At 67.4% G+C, this 18,276-nt stretch carries 17 protein-coding genes; 15 read left to right on the plus strand and 2 right to left on the minus strand.

Going from position 1 to position 18,276, the window contains the following annotated elements; genetic code table 11:
• Positions 1-84: 84 nt before the first annotated feature.
• From AC5LXK_RS02970 to AC5LXK_RS02980, 3 genes are all read left to right on the plus strand, one after another.
• Positions 85-1,407 carry a C4-dicarboxylate transporter DctA gene (locus AC5LXK_RS02970; RefSeq protein ID WP_493390246.1) on the plus strand — a complete coding sequence of 441 codons (1,323 nt, stop codon included), beginning with the start codon at positions 85-87 and terminating at the stop codon, positions 1,405-1,407.
• Between the two features lie 103 nt (positions 1,408-1,510).
• The gene (gene alc, locus AC5LXK_RS02975; protein WP_493390247.1) at positions 1,511-2,518 is read left to right on the plus strand and encodes an allantoicase; all 1,008 of its coding nucleotides are present in this window, start codon (positions 1,511-1,513) and stop codon (positions 2,516-2,518) included.
• Between the two features lie 14 nt (positions 2,519-2,532).
• Positions 2,533-3,066: an ureidoglycolate lyase gene (locus AC5LXK_RS02980; RefSeq protein ID WP_493390248.1), complete on the plus strand. Its 534-nt coding sequence runs from the start codon at positions 2,533-2,535 to the stop codon at positions 3,064-3,066.
• A gap of 93 nt (positions 3,067-3,159) precedes the next feature.
• Here the strand turns inward: AC5LXK_RS02980 and fur are convergent, their stop codons facing one another.
• Positions 3,160-3,588, minus strand: coding sequence for a ferric iron uptake transcriptional regulator (fur, locus tag AC5LXK_RS02985; protein ID WP_006753314.1), 429 nt, complete (start codon positions 3,586-3,588; stop codon positions 3,160-3,162).
• A gap of 141 nt (positions 3,589-3,729) precedes the next feature.
• Here fur and AC5LXK_RS02990 point away from each other — a divergent pair, with 141 nt between their 5' ends.
• The 9 genes from AC5LXK_RS02990 to AC5LXK_RS03030 all read left to right on the plus strand — a co-directional run bounded on the left by AC5LXK_RS02990 (position 3,730) and on the right by AC5LXK_RS03030 (position 12,946).
• Entirely contained in the window at positions 3,730-4,542 is an 813-nt protein-coding gene (locus tag AC5LXK_RS02990; protein ID WP_493390249.1) for an outer membrane protein assembly factor BamE, read from the plus strand.
• A gap of 65 nt (positions 4,543-4,607) precedes the next feature.
• On the plus strand, positions 4,608-5,405 hold the full coding sequence (gene dapB, locus AC5LXK_RS02995; RefSeq protein WP_493390250.1) for a 4-hydroxy-tetrahydrodipicolinate reductase: 798 nt from the start codon (positions 4,608-4,610) through the stop codon (positions 5,403-5,405).
• A gap of 18 nt (positions 5,406-5,423) precedes the next feature.
• Positions 5,424-6,092 (plus strand): MotA/TolQ/ExbB proton channel family protein, encoded by a 669-nt coding sequence (locus AC5LXK_RS03000; RefSeq protein WP_493390251.1) that lies wholly within the window; start codon positions 5,424-5,426, stop codon positions 6,090-6,092.
• Positions 6,093-6,116: 24 nt separating this feature from the next.
• On the plus strand, positions 6,117-6,572 hold the full coding sequence (locus AC5LXK_RS03005; protein WP_493390252.1) for an ExbD/TolR family protein: 456 nt from the start codon (positions 6,117-6,119) through the stop codon (positions 6,570-6,572).
• A 181-nt stretch (positions 6,573-6,753) separates the two neighbouring features.
• Positions 6,754-9,348: a leucine--tRNA ligase gene (gene leuS / locus AC5LXK_RS03010; protein WP_493390253.1), complete on the plus strand. Its 2,595-nt coding sequence runs from the start codon at positions 6,754-6,756 to the stop codon at positions 9,346-9,348.
• Positions 9,349-9,386: 38 nt separating this feature from the next.
• Positions 9,387-9,938 (plus strand): LPS-assembly lipoprotein LptE, encoded by a 552-nt coding sequence (locus AC5LXK_RS03015; RefSeq protein WP_493390254.1) that lies wholly within the window; start codon positions 9,387-9,389, stop codon positions 9,936-9,938.
• Between the two features lie 18 nt (positions 9,939-9,956).
• The gene (gene holA / locus AC5LXK_RS03020; RefSeq protein ID WP_493390255.1) at positions 9,957-11,051 is read left to right on the plus strand and encodes a DNA polymerase III subunit delta; all 1,095 of its coding nucleotides are present in this window, start codon (positions 9,957-9,959) and stop codon (positions 11,049-11,051) included.
• 181 nt (positions 11,052-11,232) lie between these two features.
• A complete protein-coding gene (locus AC5LXK_RS03025; protein ID WP_493390256.1) occupies positions 11,233-12,504 on the plus strand; it encodes a glutamate-5-semialdehyde dehydrogenase in 1,272 nt (423 codons plus the stop codon).
• 19 nt (positions 12,505-12,523) lie between these two features.
• A complete protein-coding gene (locus AC5LXK_RS03030) occupies positions 12,524-12,946 on the plus strand; it encodes a CopD family protein (RefSeq protein ID WP_006760213.1) in 423 nt (140 codons plus the stop codon).
• Positions 12,947-13,042: 96 nt separating this feature from the next.
• Here the strand turns inward: AC5LXK_RS03030 and AC5LXK_RS03035 are convergent, their stop codons facing one another.
• Positions 13,043-13,891, minus strand: a complete 849-nt coding sequence (locus tag AC5LXK_RS03035; protein ID WP_027783542.1) for a MurR/RpiR family transcriptional regulator — start codon at positions 13,889-13,891, stop codon at positions 13,043-13,045.
• A 293-nt stretch (positions 13,892-14,184) separates the two neighbouring features.
• Between AC5LXK_RS03035 and edd the strand changes: the two genes are divergently transcribed.
• The 3 genes from edd to AC5LXK_RS03050 all read left to right on the plus strand — a co-directional run bounded on the left by edd (position 14,185) and on the right by AC5LXK_RS03050 (position 18,269).
• Complete coding sequence (gene edd, locus AC5LXK_RS03040) at positions 14,185-16,041, plus strand: phosphogluconate dehydratase (RefSeq protein WP_493390257.1); 1,857 nt, start codon at positions 14,185-14,187, stop codon at positions 16,039-16,041.
• Between the two features lie 19 nt (positions 16,042-16,060).
• Positions 16,061-16,687 (plus strand): bifunctional 4-hydroxy-2-oxoglutarate aldolase/2-dehydro-3-deoxy-phosphogluconate aldolase, encoded by a 627-nt coding sequence (gene eda / locus AC5LXK_RS03045; RefSeq protein WP_069232184.1) that lies wholly within the window; start codon positions 16,061-16,063, stop codon positions 16,685-16,687.
• A 220-nt stretch (positions 16,688-16,907) separates the two neighbouring features.
• Positions 16,908-18,269, plus strand: coding sequence for a GntP family permease (locus tag AC5LXK_RS03050; RefSeq protein ID WP_493390258.1), 1,362 nt, complete (start codon positions 16,908-16,910; stop codon positions 18,267-18,269).
• The last annotated feature ends 7 nt before the right edge of the window (positions 18,270-18,276 follow it).

Below are 18,276 nucleotides of genomic sequence, written 5' to 3' on the forward strand. Positions count from 1 at the left end.
TCGGCTTCCTACTATCCCCCATAACATCACTGGTCTTACCAGTATGAACAGACGAAACTGCAACCGTTGGATCGGGAGAGCGCCGTGTCGAAATTCCTCAATTCGCTGTTTGGCCGGGTAGTCGTCGCATTGATCCTGGGGGTCGCGCTAGGCGCGTTCTTCCCGCATTTCGCCGAGTCGTTGCGACCGCTCGGCGACGGCTTCCTGAAGCTCATCAAGATGGTCATCGGCCCGATCGTGTTCTGCGTCGTGGTCAGCGGGATGGCCAATGCGGGCGACCTGAAGAAGGTCGGCCGGGTCGGCCTGAAGGCGGTCGTCTACTTCGAGGTGATGACGACGATCGCGCTCGGCATCGGCCTCGTGCTCGCGTGGCTTACGCGCCCGGGCGTCGGGATGAACATCGACCTGCGCTCGCTCGACGCGTCGTCGCTCGCGTCGTACGCGAAGAACGCCGAAAGCCTGAAAGATACCGCCGGCTACCTGATGAAGATCATCCCCGAGACCGCGATCGACGCGTTCGCGAAGGGCGACATCCTGCAGATCCTCGTGTTCGCGGTGCTGTTCGGCTCCGCGCTGTCGCTGCTCGGCGACAAGGCGCAGCGCGTCAACTCGCTGATCGAGGAACTGTCGCACGTGTTCTTCCGGATCATCGGCTTCATCATCAAGCTCGCGCCGCTCGGCGTGCTCGGTGCGATCGCGTTCACGACCGGCAAGTACGGCGTCGCGTCGCTCAAGCAGCTCGGCTATCTCGTCGCGGTGTTCTACCTGAGCTGCTTCGTGTTCGTCACGGTCGTGCTCGGCACGGTGATGCGGCTCGCGGGCTTCTCGGTGTTCAAGCTGATCCGCTACCTGCGCGAGGAACTGTCGATCGTGCTCGGCACGGCGTCGTCGGATGCGGTGCTGCCGCAGGTGATGAGCAAGCTCGAATACATGGGCATCAAGGATTCGACGGTCGGCCTCGTGATCCCGACCGGCTATTCGTTCAACCTCGACGGCTTCTCGATCTACCTGACGCTCGCGGTGCTGTTCATCGCGCAGGCCACCAACACGCCGCTGTCGACACACGACCTGATCGTCGTGCTGCTCGTGTCGCTCGTCACGTCGAAGGGCGCGCACGGCATCCCGGGTTCGGCGATCGTGATCCTCGCGGCGACGCTGTCGGCGATTCCCGCGATTCCGGTGCTCGGCCTCGTGCTGATCCTGCCGGTCGACTGGTTCGTCGGCATCGCCCGTGCGCTGACCAACCTGATCGGCAACTGCGTCGCGACGGTCGTCGTCGCGGTGTGGGAGAACGACATCGACCGCGCCCGTGCGAAGCGCGTGCTGAACCGCGAACTGCGCTACGTGCCGGCCGACCAGGCAGGCGGCGCGGCGCCGGTCGCCGGCGACCAGGCCCACGCGCTCTGAGCGCGACCCCGCGCGAAGCGGCTTCCCCGGCCGTTTCGCGCGACCGAATTTCCCGAGGCCGGCCCGACGATGCGCCGGCCCCTCTCAAGATAGTGGAGACGACATGGCAGCCCCCATCCTCGATCCGAACGCGCCGGCCTTCACGCGGCGCTACATGAACCTCGCCGACCCGCGCCTCGGTGCACAGGCGCTCTTCGCCAGCGACGAATTCTTCGCGCCGAAGGAGCGCATGCTGAATCCCGAGCCGGCCGTGTTCATCCCCGGCAAGTACGACGACCACGGCAAGTGGATGGACGGCTGGGAAACGCGCCGCAAGCGCACGACCGGCCACGATTTCTGCGTGGTGCGGCTCGCGCGGCCGGGCGTCATTTACGGCGTCGATCTCGATACGAGCCACTTCACCGGCAACTTCCCGCCGGCCGCGTCGATCGAAGCGTGTGCGGTGGACGGCGATGCGCCGCCGGACGACGCCGCGTGGCGCACGATCGTCCCCGCGACGACGCTGCAGGGCAATTCGCATCACTACGTGAGCGTCGACGACGCGCAACCGGTCACGCACCTGCGCGTGAACCTGTATCCGGACGGCGGCCTTGCGCGGCTGCGCGTGTACGGCCAGCCGCAGCGCGACTGGCGCCACGTGCCGGCCGGCGAACTCGTCGATCTCGCGGCGATCGAGAACGGCGGCTATCTGGTCGCCGCGAACAACCAGCACTTCGGGCCGGCGTCGCAGATGCTGATGCCGGGGCGCGGCGCGAACATGGGCGACGGCTGGGAAACGCGGCGCCGCCGCGAGCCCGGCAACGACTGGGCGATCGTCGCGCTTGCGCGGCCGGGCATCATCCGGCGCGTCGAGGTCGATACGGCGTTCTTCAAGGGCAATTTCCCCGACCGCTGCTCGCTGCAGGCCGCGCATGTCACGGGCGGCACCGACGATTCGCTCGTCACGCAGGCAATGTTCTGGGCCGAACTGCTCGGCGAGCAGAAGCTGCAGATGGATCACGTCCACACGTTCGACGCGCTCGCGGCGCTCGGCCCCGTCACGCACGTGCGGTTCAACATCTTCCCGGACGGTGGCGTGTCGCGCCTGCGCCTGTGGGGCGAGCCGGCCTGAAGGAGGGCAACGTCATGACCGGAACCCACATCCTGCGCGTCGAGCGCCTGACCCGTGAGGCGTTCGCGCCGTTCGGCGACGTGATCGCGCTCGAAGGCGCGCGCCATTTCCCGATCAACGGCGGCACGACCGAGCGCTTTCACGATCTCGCGACGATCGACGTATGCGCGGACGGCGGCCGCCCGCTCGTCAGCGTGTTTCGCGCGCAGCCGCGCGTACTGCCGGTCGCGGTCACGCTGATGGAGCGCCATCCGCACGGCAGCCAGGCATTCATCCCGCTCGCAGCCGTGTCGCGCTACGCGCTCGTCGTCGCGCCGGCCGGCGAATTCCGGCCCGACGCGATGCGCGCGTTCCTCGCAGAAGGCTGGCAGGGCGTGAATTATGCGAAGGGCGTCTGGCACCATCCGCTGCTCGCGCTCGACGCGGTCAGCGATTTCGTGATCGTCGATCGCGGCGGCCCGCAGCCGAACTGCGACGAGATTCCGCTGGATGTCGCATGGGCGCTCGAATTCGAGCCGGCCTGCGCGGATGTCGAAGGGATTTCGTAAGCATTCCGGCCGCGCGGCACGACCGCCGGAAAAACAGACGGCCCGGGCGGCGAAATGCCGGCCGGGCCGTGCTGCGTGCGCGGGTGGCGCGATTCAGTGCTTGCGGTGCGGGCAGTTCTCGGTGGTGCACGAACCGTACATCGCGAGCGAGTGCTCCTGGAGCCGGAAGCCGCGCTCCTTCGCGATCGCCTGCTGGCGGCTCTCGATCTCGGCGTCGAAGAATTCCTCGACGCGGCCGCAATCGAGGCACACGAGGTGGTCGTGGTGCGAGCCTTCGTTCAGTTCGAACACGGCCTTGCCGGATTCGAAGTTGCTGCGCGTGAGCAGGCCGGCCTGCTCGAACTGCGTCAGCACGCGATAGACGGTGGCGAGCCCGATGTCGAGCTGCTCGTTGAGCAGGTTCCGGTAGACGTCTTCGGCCGTCAGGTGGCGCACCGGGCTTTGCTGGAAGATCTCGAGAATCTTGAGGCGCGGTAGGGTGGCCTTTAGCCCGATATTCTTGAGATCCGTCGGATTGGTCATGGCTAGGCGTCCCTAGAGTACAATGCAGGGCTTCAATGTTACCGGCTTTTTGCCGTTCCAGAAACACGCGCGGCCTGTACGCGGGTCAGCACGGTGAAGGAAATGATCCCAGAATCGCTTTCGCACTTTCAGAGGAGTCGCATGCGGAGTGCCATCATCGCTGCCGCCGCCGTTGCCGCGCTGGCTGGTTGTTCGTCGTACGACAGCGTGACGCAGCGCATTGCGCAGAGCATCACGCCTTATCGGATCACCGTCGTGCAGGGCAACTTCGTATCGCAGGAGAAAGCCGCGCAGTTACAGGCCGGCATGACGCGCGAGCAGGTCCGCGCGCTGCTCGGTACGCCGCTGCTGGCGGACATGTTCCACGCGGATCGCTGGGATTACCTCTTCTACTTCAAGCGCGGCTCGACGTCGGTCGTCCAGCAGCGCGACCTCGTGGTGACCTTCTCGGGTGACCGCCTCGCAAGCTGGACCGGCGGCGACAACCTGCCGTCCGAACTCGACCTGCTGGCCGACATCGACGGCGATCGCGGCGGCAAGAAGGCGAAGGCCGCCGCTGCCGCGAAGAGGGCGTCCGAAGCCGCTGCCGCAAGCGCGGCGCAGGCTGCGGGCGCGGCGGTGCCGGAGGCTGTCGCCAGCCCGTCCACCGTGCCGGCGTCCGGCGCGGTGGTCGACCAGGATGCGAACGCGCAGGCTGCCCGCGCGGCGAACCGTGCGACCAACCAGGTGTCGGGGCAGGGTTCGGCTTCCCGCCGGTTCACGCCGTCCGCGCAGGCTTCGAGCGGTGCACCGGTGCCGGGCGGTCAGCCGCCGGGCGCCGCACCGGCGATCCAGCCGCAGTTCCAGTTCCATCGTCCGCCGCAGCCGAACGTGTCGAACGAGGCGTCGCCGCCGGTCGGCCCGCAAGGCTCGGACAACCTGCAGAACCAGCCGCTCACCGCGCCGGCGCAGTAAGCGGCCGGCATGCGGAACCAGGGCGGCCCGTGCCGCCCGACTTTAGACCTGTCGTGTAGAAAGCCATGAAGATTGCGATTGCCGGTGCATCGGGCCGAATGGGCCGGATGCTGATCGAAGCCGTTCTCAACGATACCGACGCGCAGCTGGTCGGCGCGCTCGACCGCGCCGATTCGCCGTTCCTCGGCCAGGACGCCGGTGCGTTCCTCGGCAAGGAAACCGGGATCAAGCTGACCGACGACCTCGACGCGGTGTTCGCGCAGGCCGACTACCTGATCGATTTCACGCGTCCGGAAGGCACGATGGCCCACATCGAGGCCGCGCTGCGCCACGACGTGAGGCTCGTGATCGGCACGACCGGCTTCACCGCCGAGCAGAAGGCCGAGCTGCAGGCCGCGGCGGGCAAGATCGGCGTCGTGTTCGCGGCGAACATGAGCGTCGGCGTGAACGTCACGCTGAAGCTGCTCGAATTCGCGGCGAAACACTTCTCGCACGGCTACGACATCGAGATCATCGAGGCGCATCATCGCCACAAGGTCGATGCGCCGTCGGGCACCGCGCTGATGATGGGCGAAGCCGTCGCCGGCGCGCTCGGCCGCTCGCTCGACGAGTGCGCGGTGTATGGCCGCCACGGCGTGACGGGCGAACGCGATCCGTCGTCGATCGGCTTTGCCGCGGTGCGCGGCGGCGATATCGTCGGCGACCACACCGTGCTGTTCGCCGGGATCGGCGAGCGCATCGAGATCACGCACAAGTCGTCGAGCCGCGTGTCGTACGCGCAGGGCGCGCTGCGCGCGGTCCGCTTCCTGTCGGCGCGCGGCGCCGGCCTGTTCGACATGCAGGACGTGCTCGGCCTGCGCTGACACCACGGGGAAACTCCGATGGCGATTCCCACCGGCGTTGTCCACTACCTCGAAAGCGGCGATGCGATCACGCATTCGGTCGCCTATGTGCTGCTGGCGATGTCCATCGCCAGCTGGTGCTTCCTTTTCATGAAAGCCTGGCTCCTGGTCCGCGCGAAGCGGCAGGGGCCGCGTGCGCTTGCCGCGTTCTGGCGCGCGCCGTCGCTCGATGCGGGGATCGCCGCGCTGGCCGGCGCCGATCGCGAGCGCGTGTTCGTGCCGCTCGCGGAAGCCGCGCGCGATGCGGCCGACGACCACGACCCGGCCGCGCTGGCCGCGCGCGTCGAGCGCAGCGAACGCGTGCTGCGTGCGTTGCGCCACGCGATGCTGCGCTCGCAGCGCCGTCTCGAATTCGGCCAGGTGCTGCTCGCGTCGATCGGCAGCACCGCGCCGTTCGTCGGGCTGCTCGGCACCGTGTGGGGCATCTATCACGCGCTCGGCAGCATCGCCGCGAGCGGGCAGGCGCAGATCGAGAACGTCGCGGGGCCGGTCGGCGAGGCGCTGATCATGACTGCGTTCGGGCTCGTCGTCGCGATTCCCGCGGTGCTGGCCTACAACATTCTCGGCCGGCTCGTCCGGCAGCTCGCCGAGGAACTCGACGGCTTCGCGCGCGATCTGCACGTATTCGTGTGCGTGCAGGGCGCCTGACGCGCCGGCCCGGGAGAAACGACCATGGCATTCGGCGGGCTCGAGCACCACAAGACCTCCGCGCCGATGGCGGAGATCAACATGACGCCGCTGATCGACGTGATGCTCGTGCTGCTCGTCATCTTCATCATCACAGCGCCGCTGATGACGCACGCGATCCGGCTCGACCTGCCGAAGGTCGCGGCCAGCGTCGCGCGCGACACGCCGCAATCGGTCACGCTGTCGATCGACGACGCGGGCAAGCTGTACTGGGACGACGCGCCCGTGGCGCTCGACGCGCTGCCCGCGCGCTTCCGGGCCGCCGCCGCGGGCGCCGCGCCGCCCGAGCTGCGGCTGCGTGCGTCCCGTGCGACGCGTTACGACGTGATCGCGCAGGTGATGGGCGCCGCGCAGGCCGCGGGCCTGACGCGGATCGGCTTCGTGACCGACATGCCGCCGGCCGGGGGCGTCGCCCCGGCGGCCGCCGGCGCGAAACCCTGATACGCCGTCGTTGCGGGCCCCGGCCCGCGAGACCGGCCGTGCGGGCCCGCACGGGCGGTATAATCGACGTTTTTCCCGGCCCGGAACCGGTCAGCCCGTTCCTGCGCCGGGCGAGCACGATCTTCGATCCAATCCTGCGCGCGAGCCGTCGCGCCGCTTAAAGCCTAGCCCGAACCACACCATGCACGAGAGATACGTACCCGCCGACGTCGAAGCCGCCGCCCAGGGCGACTGGCGCGCAGCCGATGCCTACAAGACGCAGGAAGATTCGCAGAAGCCGAAGTTCTACTGCGTGTCGATGCTGCCGTACCCGTCCGGCAAGCTGCACATGGGTCACGTGCGCAACTACACGATCAACGACGTGATGTACCGCTATCTGCGGATGAACGGCTACAACACGCTGATGCCGATGGGCTGGGATGCGTTCGGGATGCCGGCCGAGAACGCCGCGATGGCGAACGGCGTGCCGCCCGCGAAGTGGACCTACGACAACATCGACTACATGAAGGGCCAGATGCAGTCGATGGGCCTCGCGATCGACTGGTCGCGCGAGATCGCGACGTGCAAGCCCGACTATTACAAGTGGAACCAGTGGCTGTTCCTGAAGATGCTCGAGAAGGGCATCGCGTACAAGAAGACGGGCACCGTGAACTGGGACCCGGTCGACCAGACCGTGCTCGCGAACGAGCAGGTGATCGACGGCCGTGGCTGGCGCTCGGGCGCGCTCGTCGAAAAGCGCGAGATCCCGATGTACTACCTGCGGATCACGCAGTACGCGGATGAGCTGCTGAACGACCTCGACGGCCTCGGCTGGCCCGAGCGCGTGAAGATCATGCAGCAGAACTGGATCGGCAAGAGCTTCGGCGTGAACTTCGGCTTCCCGTACGAACTCGACGGCGAGAAGAAGCTGCTGCGCGTGTTCACGACGCGCGCCGACACGATCATGGGCGTCACGTTCTGCGCGATCGCGGCCGAGCACCCGCTCGCCACGCGCCTCGCGCAAGGCAAGCCCGAGCTGCTCGCGTTCATCGACGAATGCAAGCGCGGCGGCGTGGCCGAAGCCGACGTCGCGACGATGGAGAAGAAGGGCGTCGCGACGGGCTTCTCGGTCGCGCACCCGCTGACCGGCGAGCCGGTCGAGGTGTGGATCGGCAACTACGTGCTGATGAGCTATGGCGAAGGCGCGGTGATGGGCGTGCCGGGCCACGACGAGCGCGATTTCGCGTTCGCGAAGAAATACGACCTGCCGATCAAGCAGGTGATCGCGGTCGAAGGCCAGCAGTATTCGCTCGACGCGTGGCAGGAGTGGTACGGCGACAAGGAAGCGGCGGCCTGCATCAACAGCGGCAAGTACGACGGCCTGCACTACAAGGAAGCGGTCGACGCGGTCGCGGCCGACCTGAATGCCGGCGGCTTCGGCGACAAGCAGGTCACGTGGCGCCTGCGCGACTGGGGCGTGTCGCGCCAGCGCTACTGGGGCACGCCGATCCCGATCATCCACTGCCCGTCGTGCGGCGACGTGCCGGTGCCGGAGCAGGATCTCCCCGTCGTGCTGCCGGAAGACCTCGTGCCGGACGGCTCGGGCAACCCGCTCGCGAAGTCGGAAGCGTTCCTGAACTGCACGTGCCCGAAGTGCGGCGCGGCGGCGAAGCGCGAAACCGACACGATGGACACGTTCGTCGATTCGTCGTGGTACTTCTCGCGCTACACGGCGCCGGACGCCGACACGATGGTCGACGCGCGCACCGACTACTGGATGCCGATGGATCAATACATCGGCGGCATCGAGCACGCGATCCTGCACCTGCTGTATTCGCGCTTCTGGACCAAGGTGATGCGCGACCTCGGCCTCGTGAAGTTCGGCGAGCCGGCGAAGAACCTGCTCACGCAGGGGATGGTGCTGAACGAGACGTACTACCGCGAAGACGCATCGGGCAAGAAGACCTGGTACAACCCGCTCGACGTGACGGTCACGCACGACGACAAGGGCCGCCCGGTCGGCGCGACGCTGAACGCGGACGGCCAGCCGGTCGTGCTCGGCGGCATCGAGAAGATGTCGAAGTCGAAGAACAACGGTGTCGATCCGCAGTTGCTGATCGACCAGTACGGCGCCGATACCGCGCGCTTGTTTACGATGTTCGCGGCGCCGCCCGAGCAGCAGCTCGAATGGTCGGGTGCGGGCGTCGAAGGTGCGAGCCGTTTCCTGCGCCGCGTATGGAGCTTCGGCGCGACGAATCGCGAAGCGCTCGCCACGCGCGCGGGCTTTGACGCAGCGACGCTCGGCGACGCCGACAAGGCGCTGCGCCGCGAGATCTACAGCGTGCTGAAGCAGGCCGATTTCGACTACCAGCGCCTGCAGTACAACACGGTTGTGTCGGCCGCGATGAAGATGCTGAACGCGATCGACGGTGCGAAGGGCGCGACGCCCGGCGTGCTGCGCGAGACGTATGGCGTGCTGCTGCGCGTGCTCTACCCGGTCGTGCCGCACGTCACGTTCGAGCTGTGGAAGGCGCTCGGCTACACGGACGATTTCGGCCCGCTGCTCGATGCACCGTGGCCGAAGGTCGACGAGGCCGCGCTCGAGCAGGCCGAGATCGAACTCGTGCTGCAGGTGAACGGCAAGGTGCGCGGCGCGCTGAAGGTCGCGAAGGACGCGAGCCGCGAGGCGATCGAAGCCGCGGCGGTGGCCGACGAAGCGTTCGCGAAGTTCAGCGACGGCAAGCCGGCGAAGAAGATCGTCGTCGTGCCGGGCCGCCTCGTGAACATCGTCGTCTGACGGCCGCCGGCCGTCGGACGTACCCAGAAGGAGCGAAGGTGATCCGCAGATCGTTTTTGATGCTCGTCGGCAGCGCGGTCGTGCTGTCGGCATGCGGCTTCCAGTTGCGCGGCCAGCAGGACTACGCGTTCAAGCGCCTGCTGGTGGCCGGTGCGCCGGCACCCGTCGAGGCGCGGCTCACGCGCCTCGTCCAGGCCGGCAGCGACACGAAGATCGTCAAGTCGGCGGACGACGCCGATGCCGTGCTGACCATGTGGGAGTCACGTGGCCAGAACACGCTGACGCTCAACAAGTATGGTTCCGCGCAGGAATACGCGCTTTTCTACACGCTGCGCTATACGCTGACGAGCAAGGACGGCACCCTGCTGATTCCGCCGAGCGTGATCGCGCTGAACCGCGCGATGACGTACAGCGACCAGTACACGAACGCGAAGGCGCAGGAAGCCGACATCCTGTACGGCGACATGCAGAACGACGCGGTCGACCAGCTGATGCGGCGTCTCGCGATCGTCCACTCGCTGACGCCGGCGCCGGAGGACGTGGTGCCGGGCGTCGCGCCGCGTGCACCGCTGCCGCCGCCGCCGCTCTGATCGACGGCGCACGCACCGATGCAATTGCGACTTGATGCGCTGGAGCCGCACCTCGCGAAGGGGTTGGCCGGGCTCTATACCGTCTTCGGCGACGAGCCGCTGCTCGCGCAGGAAGCGTGCGACCGCATTCGTGCGGCCGCGCGCGCGGCCGGCTTCACCGAGCGTTCGGTGCATACGGTCGAGCGCGGTTTCGACTGGAGCGTGCTGCTCGGCGCGACCCAGGCGATGTCGCTGTTCGGCGAGCGCCAGCTGATCGAGCTGCGCATTCCGTCGGGCAAGCCCGGCAAGGAAGGCGCCGATGCGCTGAAGACGCTCGCGGCCACGCCCAACCCCGATGCGCTGATGCTCGTCACGCTGCCGCGCCTTGACGCGGCCACGCAGAAGTCCGCGTGGTTCACCGCGCTCCAGAACGGCGGCGTCGCGTTGAAGATCGATCCGGTCGACCGCGCGCAACTGCCGAACTGGATCGGCCAGCGTCTTGCGATGCAGGGCCAGCGCGCCGCGCCCGGCGAGGATGGGCGGCGCGCATTGCAGTTCATCGCGGAGCGTGTCGAAGGCAACCTGCTTGCCGCGCACCAGGAAATCCAGAAGCTCGGGCTGCTGTATCCGCAGGGCGCGCTGTCGTTCGAGCAGGTGCACGACGCGGTGCTGAACGTCGCGCGCTACGACGTGTTCAAGCTGAACGAAGCGATGCTCGCCGGCGACGCCGCGCGGCTCGCCCGGATGATCGACGGGCTGAAGGGCGAGGGCGAGGCGATCGTGCTCGTGATGTGGGCCGTCGTCGAGGAATTGCGCACGCTGCTGCGGATCAAGCGCGGTGCGACGGCCGGCAAGCCGCTGGCGACGCTGCTGCGCGAGAACCGCGTATGGGGGCCGCGCGAGCGGCTGATCGGTCCCGCACTGAACCGCGTGTCGGAAGCCGCGCTCGAGAAGGCGCTCGCGTTCGCCGCGAAGCTCGACCGGCAGGTCAAGGGGCTCACGGCCGTCGTGCCGGGCCGCCGCACGCAGGACGAGCCGCCGCCCGATCCGTGGGACGGGCTGTTCCAGCTCGCGATGACGGTTGCGGGTGCGCGCGGCGAGCGACCGCCGACCGCGGGTCGCGTGCGACGCTAAGTCCCGTCCGGGCCTTCAGCGCATGCTGCGCAACCCGCTTACAATGCTTCGATAGCCGGCGCGGCTTGCCGGCCGCGGTTTTGCCGGATGGCCGCCTTGCAGACGGCTGCCCCCGGATGGCCGTCCCATGCTTCCCCACGAATTCATGCCGCCCCGCGCGGCTCGCTTCTCGAGTCACACGATGGATATCGATCAGTACATGACCGACCTGGGCCGTCGCGCCCGGCACGCTTCCCGCGCGATGGCGCGCGCCAGCACGGCCGCGAAGAATGCGGCGCTCGACGCCGTGGCCCGCGCGATCGAACGCGACGCGCAGGTGCTGAAGGAGGCGAATGCGCGTGACGTCACCCGCGCCCGCGAAAAGGGGCTCGATGCAGCGTTCGTCGATCGCCTGACGCTGTCGGACAAGGCGCTGAAGACGATGGTCGAAGGGCTGCGCCAGGTCGCGTCGCTGGCCGATCCGATCGGCGAGATCGGCAACCTCAAGTTCCGCCCGAGCGGGATCCAGGTCGGCCAGATGCGCGTGCCGCTCGGCGTGATCGGCATCATCTACGAGTCGCGCCCGAACGTGACGATCGACGCGGCCGCGCTGTGCCTGAAGTCGGGCAACGCGACGATCCTGCGCGGCGGCTCCGAAGCGCTCGAATCGAACGCGGCGCTCGCGAAGCTGATCGGCGAAGGGCTCGAGGCGGCCGGCCTGCCGCAGGACGCGGTGCAGGTCGTCGCGACGGCCGATCGCGCGGCGGTCGGCAAGCTGATCACGATGACCGAATACGTCGACGTGATTGTGCCGCGCGGCGGCAAGAGCCTGATCGAACGCCTGATCAACGAGGCGCGCGTGCCGATGATCAAGCACCTCGACGGCATCTGCCACGTGTACGTCGACGATCGCGCCGATCTCGACAAGGCGCTGACCGTCTGCGACAACGCGAAGACCCACCGCTACGGCACCTGCAACACGATGGAGACGCTGCTCGTGTCGAGCGGCATCGCGGCGAAGCTGCTGCCGCCGCTCGGCAAGCTGTATCGCGACAAGCAGGTCGAACTGCGCGTCGATGCAGCCGCCCGCGCGGTGCTCGCCGATGCGGGCGTCGGCCCGCTCGTCGACGCGACCGAGGAAGACTGGCACACCGAATATCTCGCGCCGGTGCTCGCGATCAAGGTTGTCGACGGTCTCGACGCCGCGATCGAGCACATCAACCATTACGGTTCGCATCACACCGATGCGATCGTCACCGAGGATCACGACCGTGCGATGCGTTTCCTGCGCGAAGTCGATTCGGCGAGCGTGATGGTCAACGCGTCGACGCGCTTCGCGGATGGCTTCGAATTCGGTCTCGGCGCGGAAATCGGCATCTCGAACGACAAGCTGCACGCACGCGGCCCCGTCGGCCTGGAAGGGCTGACGTCGCTGAAGTACGTCGTGCTCGGACACGGCGAAGGCCGCCAGTAACCAGCGAGGCGCACCACCAATGGCAATGCTCTGGGTCAAGACGTTCCATATCGTTCTGATCGCTGCGTGGTTCGCGGGGCTCTTCTACCTGCCGCGCATCTACGTGAACCTGGCCATGGAGACCGACCCGGCAGCGGTCCGGCGCCTGCTGCTGATGGCGCGCAAGCTGTTCCGCTTCATGACGATGATCGCGGTGCCGGCGCTGGCCTGCGGGTTGTGGCTGTGGCTCGTGATCGGCATCGGGCAGGGACAGGGCTGGATCCATGCGAAGGTGACGGTCGTGCTGCTGCTCGTCATCTACCACGCGTACTGCGGGCACCTGCTGCGGGTGTTCGAGCGCGGCGAGAACCGCCGCACCGACAAGTGGTATCGCGTGTTCAACGAACTGCCGGTGCTCGGCATGCTCGCGGCGGTCGCACTGGTCGTGATCAAGCCGTTCTGAGCGGCGCGGCCGGCGGGCACGTGCCGCCTCCCCATGCAAAACGGCGCCCCGAGGGGCGCCGTTGTTCGTATACGTGCGGTTCCGCGCGGTGCGGATTCAATCCTTCGTGCCGTCGTCGATCCGCCGCCGCGTGATCGCTTCCTTCGCGCGGCCGACCCGTTCCATCAGCGCGGGGCCGCGCGACAGCGCGACGCCGACCGCGAGGATGTCGCCGATCGCCAGATGCGACATGCGCGACGTCATCGGCGAGAACACGTCCGTTTCCTCGGCGACGTTCGACGCGAGACTGACCGTCGCGAGCTTCGCGAGCGGCGAATGGCTCTGCGTGATCGCGACGACTTTCGCGCCGCACGCGAGCGCGGAGCGCGCGGCGTCGACAATGTCGCGCGTGCGGCCCGTGTTCGAGATCGCGACGACGACGTCGTGCGGCCCGAGCAGCGCCGACGACATCGAGAATGTGTGCGGATCCGAGTAAGCGACGCTCGGCACGCCGAGCCGGAAGAACTTGTGCTGGATGTCCTGCGCGGCGATGCCCGAGCCGCCGGCGCCGTAGAACTCGATCCGCGACGCGTTCGACAGCAGCGCGATCGCATCGGCGACGCTGCCGGCGGACAGGCTGTTGCGCACTTCGATCAGCGCGCCGATCGTGCGGTCGAACACCTTGCCGATGATGCCGGGCGCCGGCTCGTCGGGCTCGACGTCGCGGTACACCGACGACACGCCAGGCGCGACGCTCTGCGCGAGCCGGATCTTGAATTCGCGGAAGCCGCTGCAGCCGAGCGCCTGGCAGAAGCGCGCGATCGTCGGCTGGCTGACGCCCGCGCGCGTCGACAGCTCGGTCATCGCGAGGTCGAGCACTTCGCGCGGCGCGGCAAGGATGTAGTCGGCGAGCTTGCGCTCGGACGGGCGCAGCTCGGCGCGGATCGCTTCAATGCGGGGCAGCATGGGACGGCATGTGGAAATCGGGTTCGGATGAGCGAGTGTATCGCAATCGAATTGTAGAAAATCTACATAAAAATACTAGCGTTGTTTCAATGCTTCCGCTGAGAGGTCGAGGTGCGGGATTAGGGTTTTCACTAGTTAAAGCCTTGCTGGTAGCGGGAATGAGGGTTGCGCGAGCATCGATCCACATTGCGTGCTTGTAGTTTTTCTACTAGACTGGCTGCGTTCAGTCGATGCACTCAACCGTCCCCACGATTCCAACCGCCGGTGTCGGCCGGCATACAGGAGCGCCCAGCATGACGTCGCTGCACCCCACTCTGGCGAAGGTCACCGAACGCGTGATCGCCCGCAGCCAATCGACCCGTTCGGCCTATCTGCAGCGCATCGACGGCGCGCAGGGCAAGTTCCCGGCACGCGGCGCGCTGTCGTGCGCCAACCTCGCGCACGGCTTCGCGGGCCTCGAGGGCAACGACAAGTTCTCGATCAAGGCGATTCGCGAGCCGAACATCGGCATCGTGTCCTCGTACAACGAGATGCTGTCCGCGCATGCGCCGTACAAGGATTTCCCCGAGATCATCAAGGCGGCCGCGCGCGAGAACGGCGGCGTCGCGCAATTCGCGGGCGGCGTGCCGGCGATGTGCGACGGCGTCACGCAAGGCAACCCGGGGATGGAACTGTCGCTGTTCTCGCGCGAAGCGATCGCGATGGGCACGGCGATCGCGCTCACGCACAACATGTTCGACGCGGCGCTCTGCCTCGGCATCTGCGACAAGATCGTGCCGGGCCTGCTGATCGGCGCGCTGCAGTTCGGCCACCTGCCGACGATCTTCGTGCCGGCCGGCCCGATGACGAGCGGCCTGTCGAACGACGACAAGGCGAAGATCCGCCAGCAGTTCGCGACCGGCCAGGTTGGCCGCGACGCGCTGCTCGAAGCCGAATCGGCCGCGTATCACGGCCACGGCACCTGCACGTTCTACGGCACCGCGAACAGCAACCAGATGCTGATGGAGCTGATGGGGCTGCACCTGCCGGGCTCGGCATTCGTTCATCCGCACACGCCGCTGCGCACCGCGCTGACGGCCGAGGCCGCGCGCCGCGTGCTCGACCTGACCGTCGAGCGCGGCCACTACACGCCGATCGGCCATGTGATCGACGAGAAGGCGATCGTCAACGGGATCGTCGCGCTGCTCGCGACGGGCGGCTCGACCAACCACACGCTGCACCTCGTCGCGATCGCGCGCGCGGCCGGCATCCTGATCGACTGGAACGACTTCGACGAGCTGTCGGCCGTCGTGCCGCTGCTCGCGAAGATCTACCCGAACGGCAAGGCCGACGTGAACCATTTCCACGCGGCGGGCGGCGTGGCCTTCCTGGTGCGCAACCTGCTCGAGGGCGGGCTGCTGCACGAAGACGTGACGACGGTCGCCGGCAAGGGGCTCACGCACTACACGAAGGAGCCGAAGCTGATCGACGGCAAGCTCGCCTGGGTCGACGGTACGGTCGAGAGCCACGATACCAAGGTACTGCGCGGCATCCGCGACCCGTTCCAGCCGGACGGTGGCCTGCGCCTGATGCAGGGCCGGCTCGGCCGCGGCGTGATCAAGATTTCGGCGGTCGCGCCCGAGCACCGCAAGGTGACGGCGCCCGCGATCGTGTTCGATTCGCAGGAAGCCGTGCAGGAAGCCTTCGATCGCGGCGAGCTGAAGCGCGATTTCGTCGCGGTCGTGCGTTTTCAGGGCGCGCGCGCGAACGGGATGCCCGAGCTGCACCGTTTGACGCCGCTGCTCGGCGTGCTGCAGGATCAGGGCTTCCACGTCGCGCTGGTGACAGACGGCCGCATGTCGGGCGCGTCGGGCAAGGTGCCGGCCGTGATCCACGTGTCGCCGGAAGCATTGCTGGCCGGCCCGCTCGGCAAGGTGAAGACGGGCGACACGCTCGTGATCGACGCGGACGCCGGCGTGCTCGACATCGAGGTCGACGACGCCGAGTGGCACGCGCGCCCGGTCGCGCAGCCGCTGCACCAGGCCGAGAACGAAGTCGGTTTCGGGCGCGAACTGTTCGGCGTGTTCCGCGCGGCCGCCGCGCCGGCCGAGCAGGGCGCATCGGTTTTCGGGACGCTGGTCGGCGAAACGGCCGTCCACGTCGCCGCATGAATTTCAAGGAGCCAATTCAATGAAGACGATTGCTGAAATCGTGAAGCTGGGCCCGGTCATTCCGGTGCTCGCATTCGACTCGGTCGAGCAGGGCGAAAACGTGTCGCGCGCGTTGCACGCGGGCGGTGTGAAGGTACTCGAGATCACGCTGCGCACACCGGCCGGCCTGGAGGCGATCCAGCGCGCGAGCCAGCTCGCGGACGACATCGTCGTCGGCGTCGGCACGATCACGAAGCCCGAGCACTGCGCGCAGGCGAAGCGCGCGGGCGCGAAGTTCGGCGTGTCGCCGGGCCTGACGAAGGAGCTGCATCTCGCGTCGCTCGACGCGGGCCTGCCGCTGCTGCCGGGCGTGATGACGCCGAGCGACATCATCCAGGCGCTCGAATTCGGCTACGAAATCGTGAAGTTCTTCCCCGCGCAGCAGGCGGGCGGCGTGCCGATGCTGCAGGCGTTCCACGGCCCGTTCCCGGCGCTGAAGTTTTGCCCGACCGGCGGCATCACCGTCGACACCGCGCCGAATTTCCTGAAGCTGCCGAACGTCGTGTGCGTCGGCGGTTCGTGGCTCACGCCGAAGGCCGCGCTCGCCGCGCAGGACTGGGCCGAAGTCACGCGCCTTGCGCAAGCCGCGAGCCAGCTGCCCCGTTAAGGCTTGCGCGCGATGATGGTTTGACCCTCGGAAAGCAAGCGCTTAGTGCTTGTTTTACCGAGGGTTTTTGCTGATGGAACCGGTTCTATCCGCAGGCCGCAAAGATAAGTAAAATTCAGCGTCCTGACGGGGTGGGTCCCCCCCGTGTTTCGGAGACCTGCATAGCCGGGCATACTCGCAACAACTCGCCCGGTTCGAACAATTCTAGGAGGAGTGCCACATGGGGGCTGTTCAAGGCAGCATGCTGCTCGTATTCACGCTGATCGCGATCGCCGCGCTGATCCTGATGATCGCGCGCTTCAAGATCTACCCGTTCCTGGTGCTGATCATCGTGTCGCTCGGCCTCGGTCTCGTCGTCGGCATGCCGATGGACAAGATCGTCAAGTCGTTCGAGGCGGGCACCGGTGGCACGCTCGGCCACATTGCGATCGTCGTCGGCCTCGGCACGATGCTCGGCAAGATGATGGCCGAATCGGGCGGCGCCGAACGGATCGCGACCACGCTGATCGACTGGTTCGGTGAAAAGAACATCCACTGGGCGATGATGTTCGTCGCGATCATCGTCGGCCTGCCGGTGTTCTTCGAAGTCGGCTTCGTGCTGCTGATCCCGATCGCGTTCAACGTCGCGAAGCGCACCGGCAAGTCGCTGCTCGTCGTCGGCCTGCCGATGGTGGCCGGCCTGTCGGTCGTGCACGGGCTGATCCCGCCGCACCCGGCCGCGCTGCTGGCCGTCCAGCAATACGGTGCCGATATCGGCAAGACGATCGCGTTCGGCCTGATCGTCGGCGTGCCGACCGCGATCATCGCGGGCCCGCTGTTTGCGCTGACGATCTCGAAGTTCGTGAAGCTGCCGGAAAACAACCCGCTCGCGTCGCAATTCGTCGATTCGCGCACGGATGGCAGCAAGCGCGAACTGCCGAGCTTCGGCATCACGCTGTTCACGATCCTGCTGCCCGTCGCGCTGATGCTCGTCGGCAGCTGGGCCGACCTGCTGTTCGCACCGAAGTCGCTGCCGAACAACCTGCTGCGCTTCGCGGGCAACTCGGACGTCGCGCTGCTGATCGCCGTGCTCGTGAGCTTCTTCACGTTCGGCAAGCTGCAGGGCTTCAACCGCGACCAGATCCAGAAGTTCTGCGGCGAGTGCCTGGCACCGATCGCCGGGATCACGCTGATCGTCGGCGCGGGCGGCGGCTTCGGCGGCGTCCTGCGCGACAGCGGGATCTCGCAGCAGATCGTCGAGACCGCGAAGCACGCGCACCTGTCGCCGCTGCTGCTTGGCTGGTTCGTCGCGGCGCTGATGCGTCTCGCGACGGGTTCGGCGACGGTCGCGATGACGACGGCCTGCGGCATCGTCGCGCCGATCGCGGCGGCAGCGGGCGCGACGGTCAGCCCGGAGCTGCTGGTGCTCGCCACGGGCTCGGGCTCGCTGATCTTCTCGCACGTGAACGACGGCGGCTTCTGGCTGATCAAGGAATACTTCGGGATGACGGTCGGTCAGACGTTCAAGACCTGGTCGTTGCTCGAAACCATCATCTCGGTGCTCGGTCTGGGCTTCACGCTGCTGCTGAGCATGGTTCTGTAACAAGGGG

The organism is Burkholderia pulmonis, from assembly GCF_984667975.1.

Coding starts and splice junctions, on each gene's coding strand:
- alc (WP_493390247.1), top strand. CDS start 1,511: ATGGCAGCCCCCATCCTCGATCCGAACGCGCCGGCCTTCACGCGGCGC.
- AC5LXK_RS02980 (WP_493390248.1), top strand. CDS start 2,533: ATGACCGGAACCCACATCCTGCGCGTCGAGCGCCTGACCCGTGAGGCG.
- fur (WP_006753314.1), bottom strand. CDS start 3,588: ATGACCAATCCGACGGATCTCAAGAATATCGGGCTAAAGGCCACCCTA.
- AC5LXK_RS02990 (WP_493390249.1), top strand. CDS start 3,730: ATGCGGAGTGCCATCATCGCTGCCGCCGCCGTTGCCGCGCTGGCTGGT.
- dapB (WP_493390250.1), top strand. CDS start 4,608: ATGAAGATTGCGATTGCCGGTGCATCGGGCCGAATGGGCCGGATGCTG.
- AC5LXK_RS03000 (WP_493390251.1), top strand. CDS start 5,424: ATGGCGATTCCCACCGGCGTTGTCCACTACCTCGAAAGCGGCGATGCG.
- AC5LXK_RS03005 (WP_493390252.1), top strand. CDS start 6,117: ATGGCATTCGGCGGGCTCGAGCACCACAAGACCTCCGCGCCGATGGCG.
- leuS (WP_493390253.1), top strand. CDS start 6,754: ATGCACGAGAGATACGTACCCGCCGACGTCGAAGCCGCCGCCCAGGGC.
- holA (WP_493390255.1), top strand. CDS start 9,957: ATGCAATTGCGACTTGATGCGCTGGAGCCGCACCTCGCGAAGGGGTTG.
- AC5LXK_RS03025 (WP_493390256.1), top strand. CDS start 11,233: ATGGATATCGATCAGTACATGACCGACCTGGGCCGTCGCGCCCGGCAC.
- AC5LXK_RS03030 (WP_006760213.1), top strand. CDS start 12,524: ATGGCAATGCTCTGGGTCAAGACGTTCCATATCGTTCTGATCGCTGCG.
- AC5LXK_RS03035 (WP_027783542.1), bottom strand. CDS start 13,891: ATGCTGCCCCGCATTGAAGCGATCCGCGCCGAGCTGCGCCCGTCCGAG.
- edd (WP_493390257.1), top strand. CDS start 14,185: ATGACGTCGCTGCACCCCACTCTGGCGAAGGTCACCGAACGCGTGATC.
- eda (WP_069232184.1), top strand. CDS start 16,061: ATGAAGACGATTGCTGAAATCGTGAAGCTGGGCCCGGTCATTCCGGTG.
- AC5LXK_RS03050 (WP_493390258.1), top strand. CDS start 16,908: ATGGGGGCTGTTCAAGGCAGCATGCTGCTCGTATTCACGCTGATCGCG.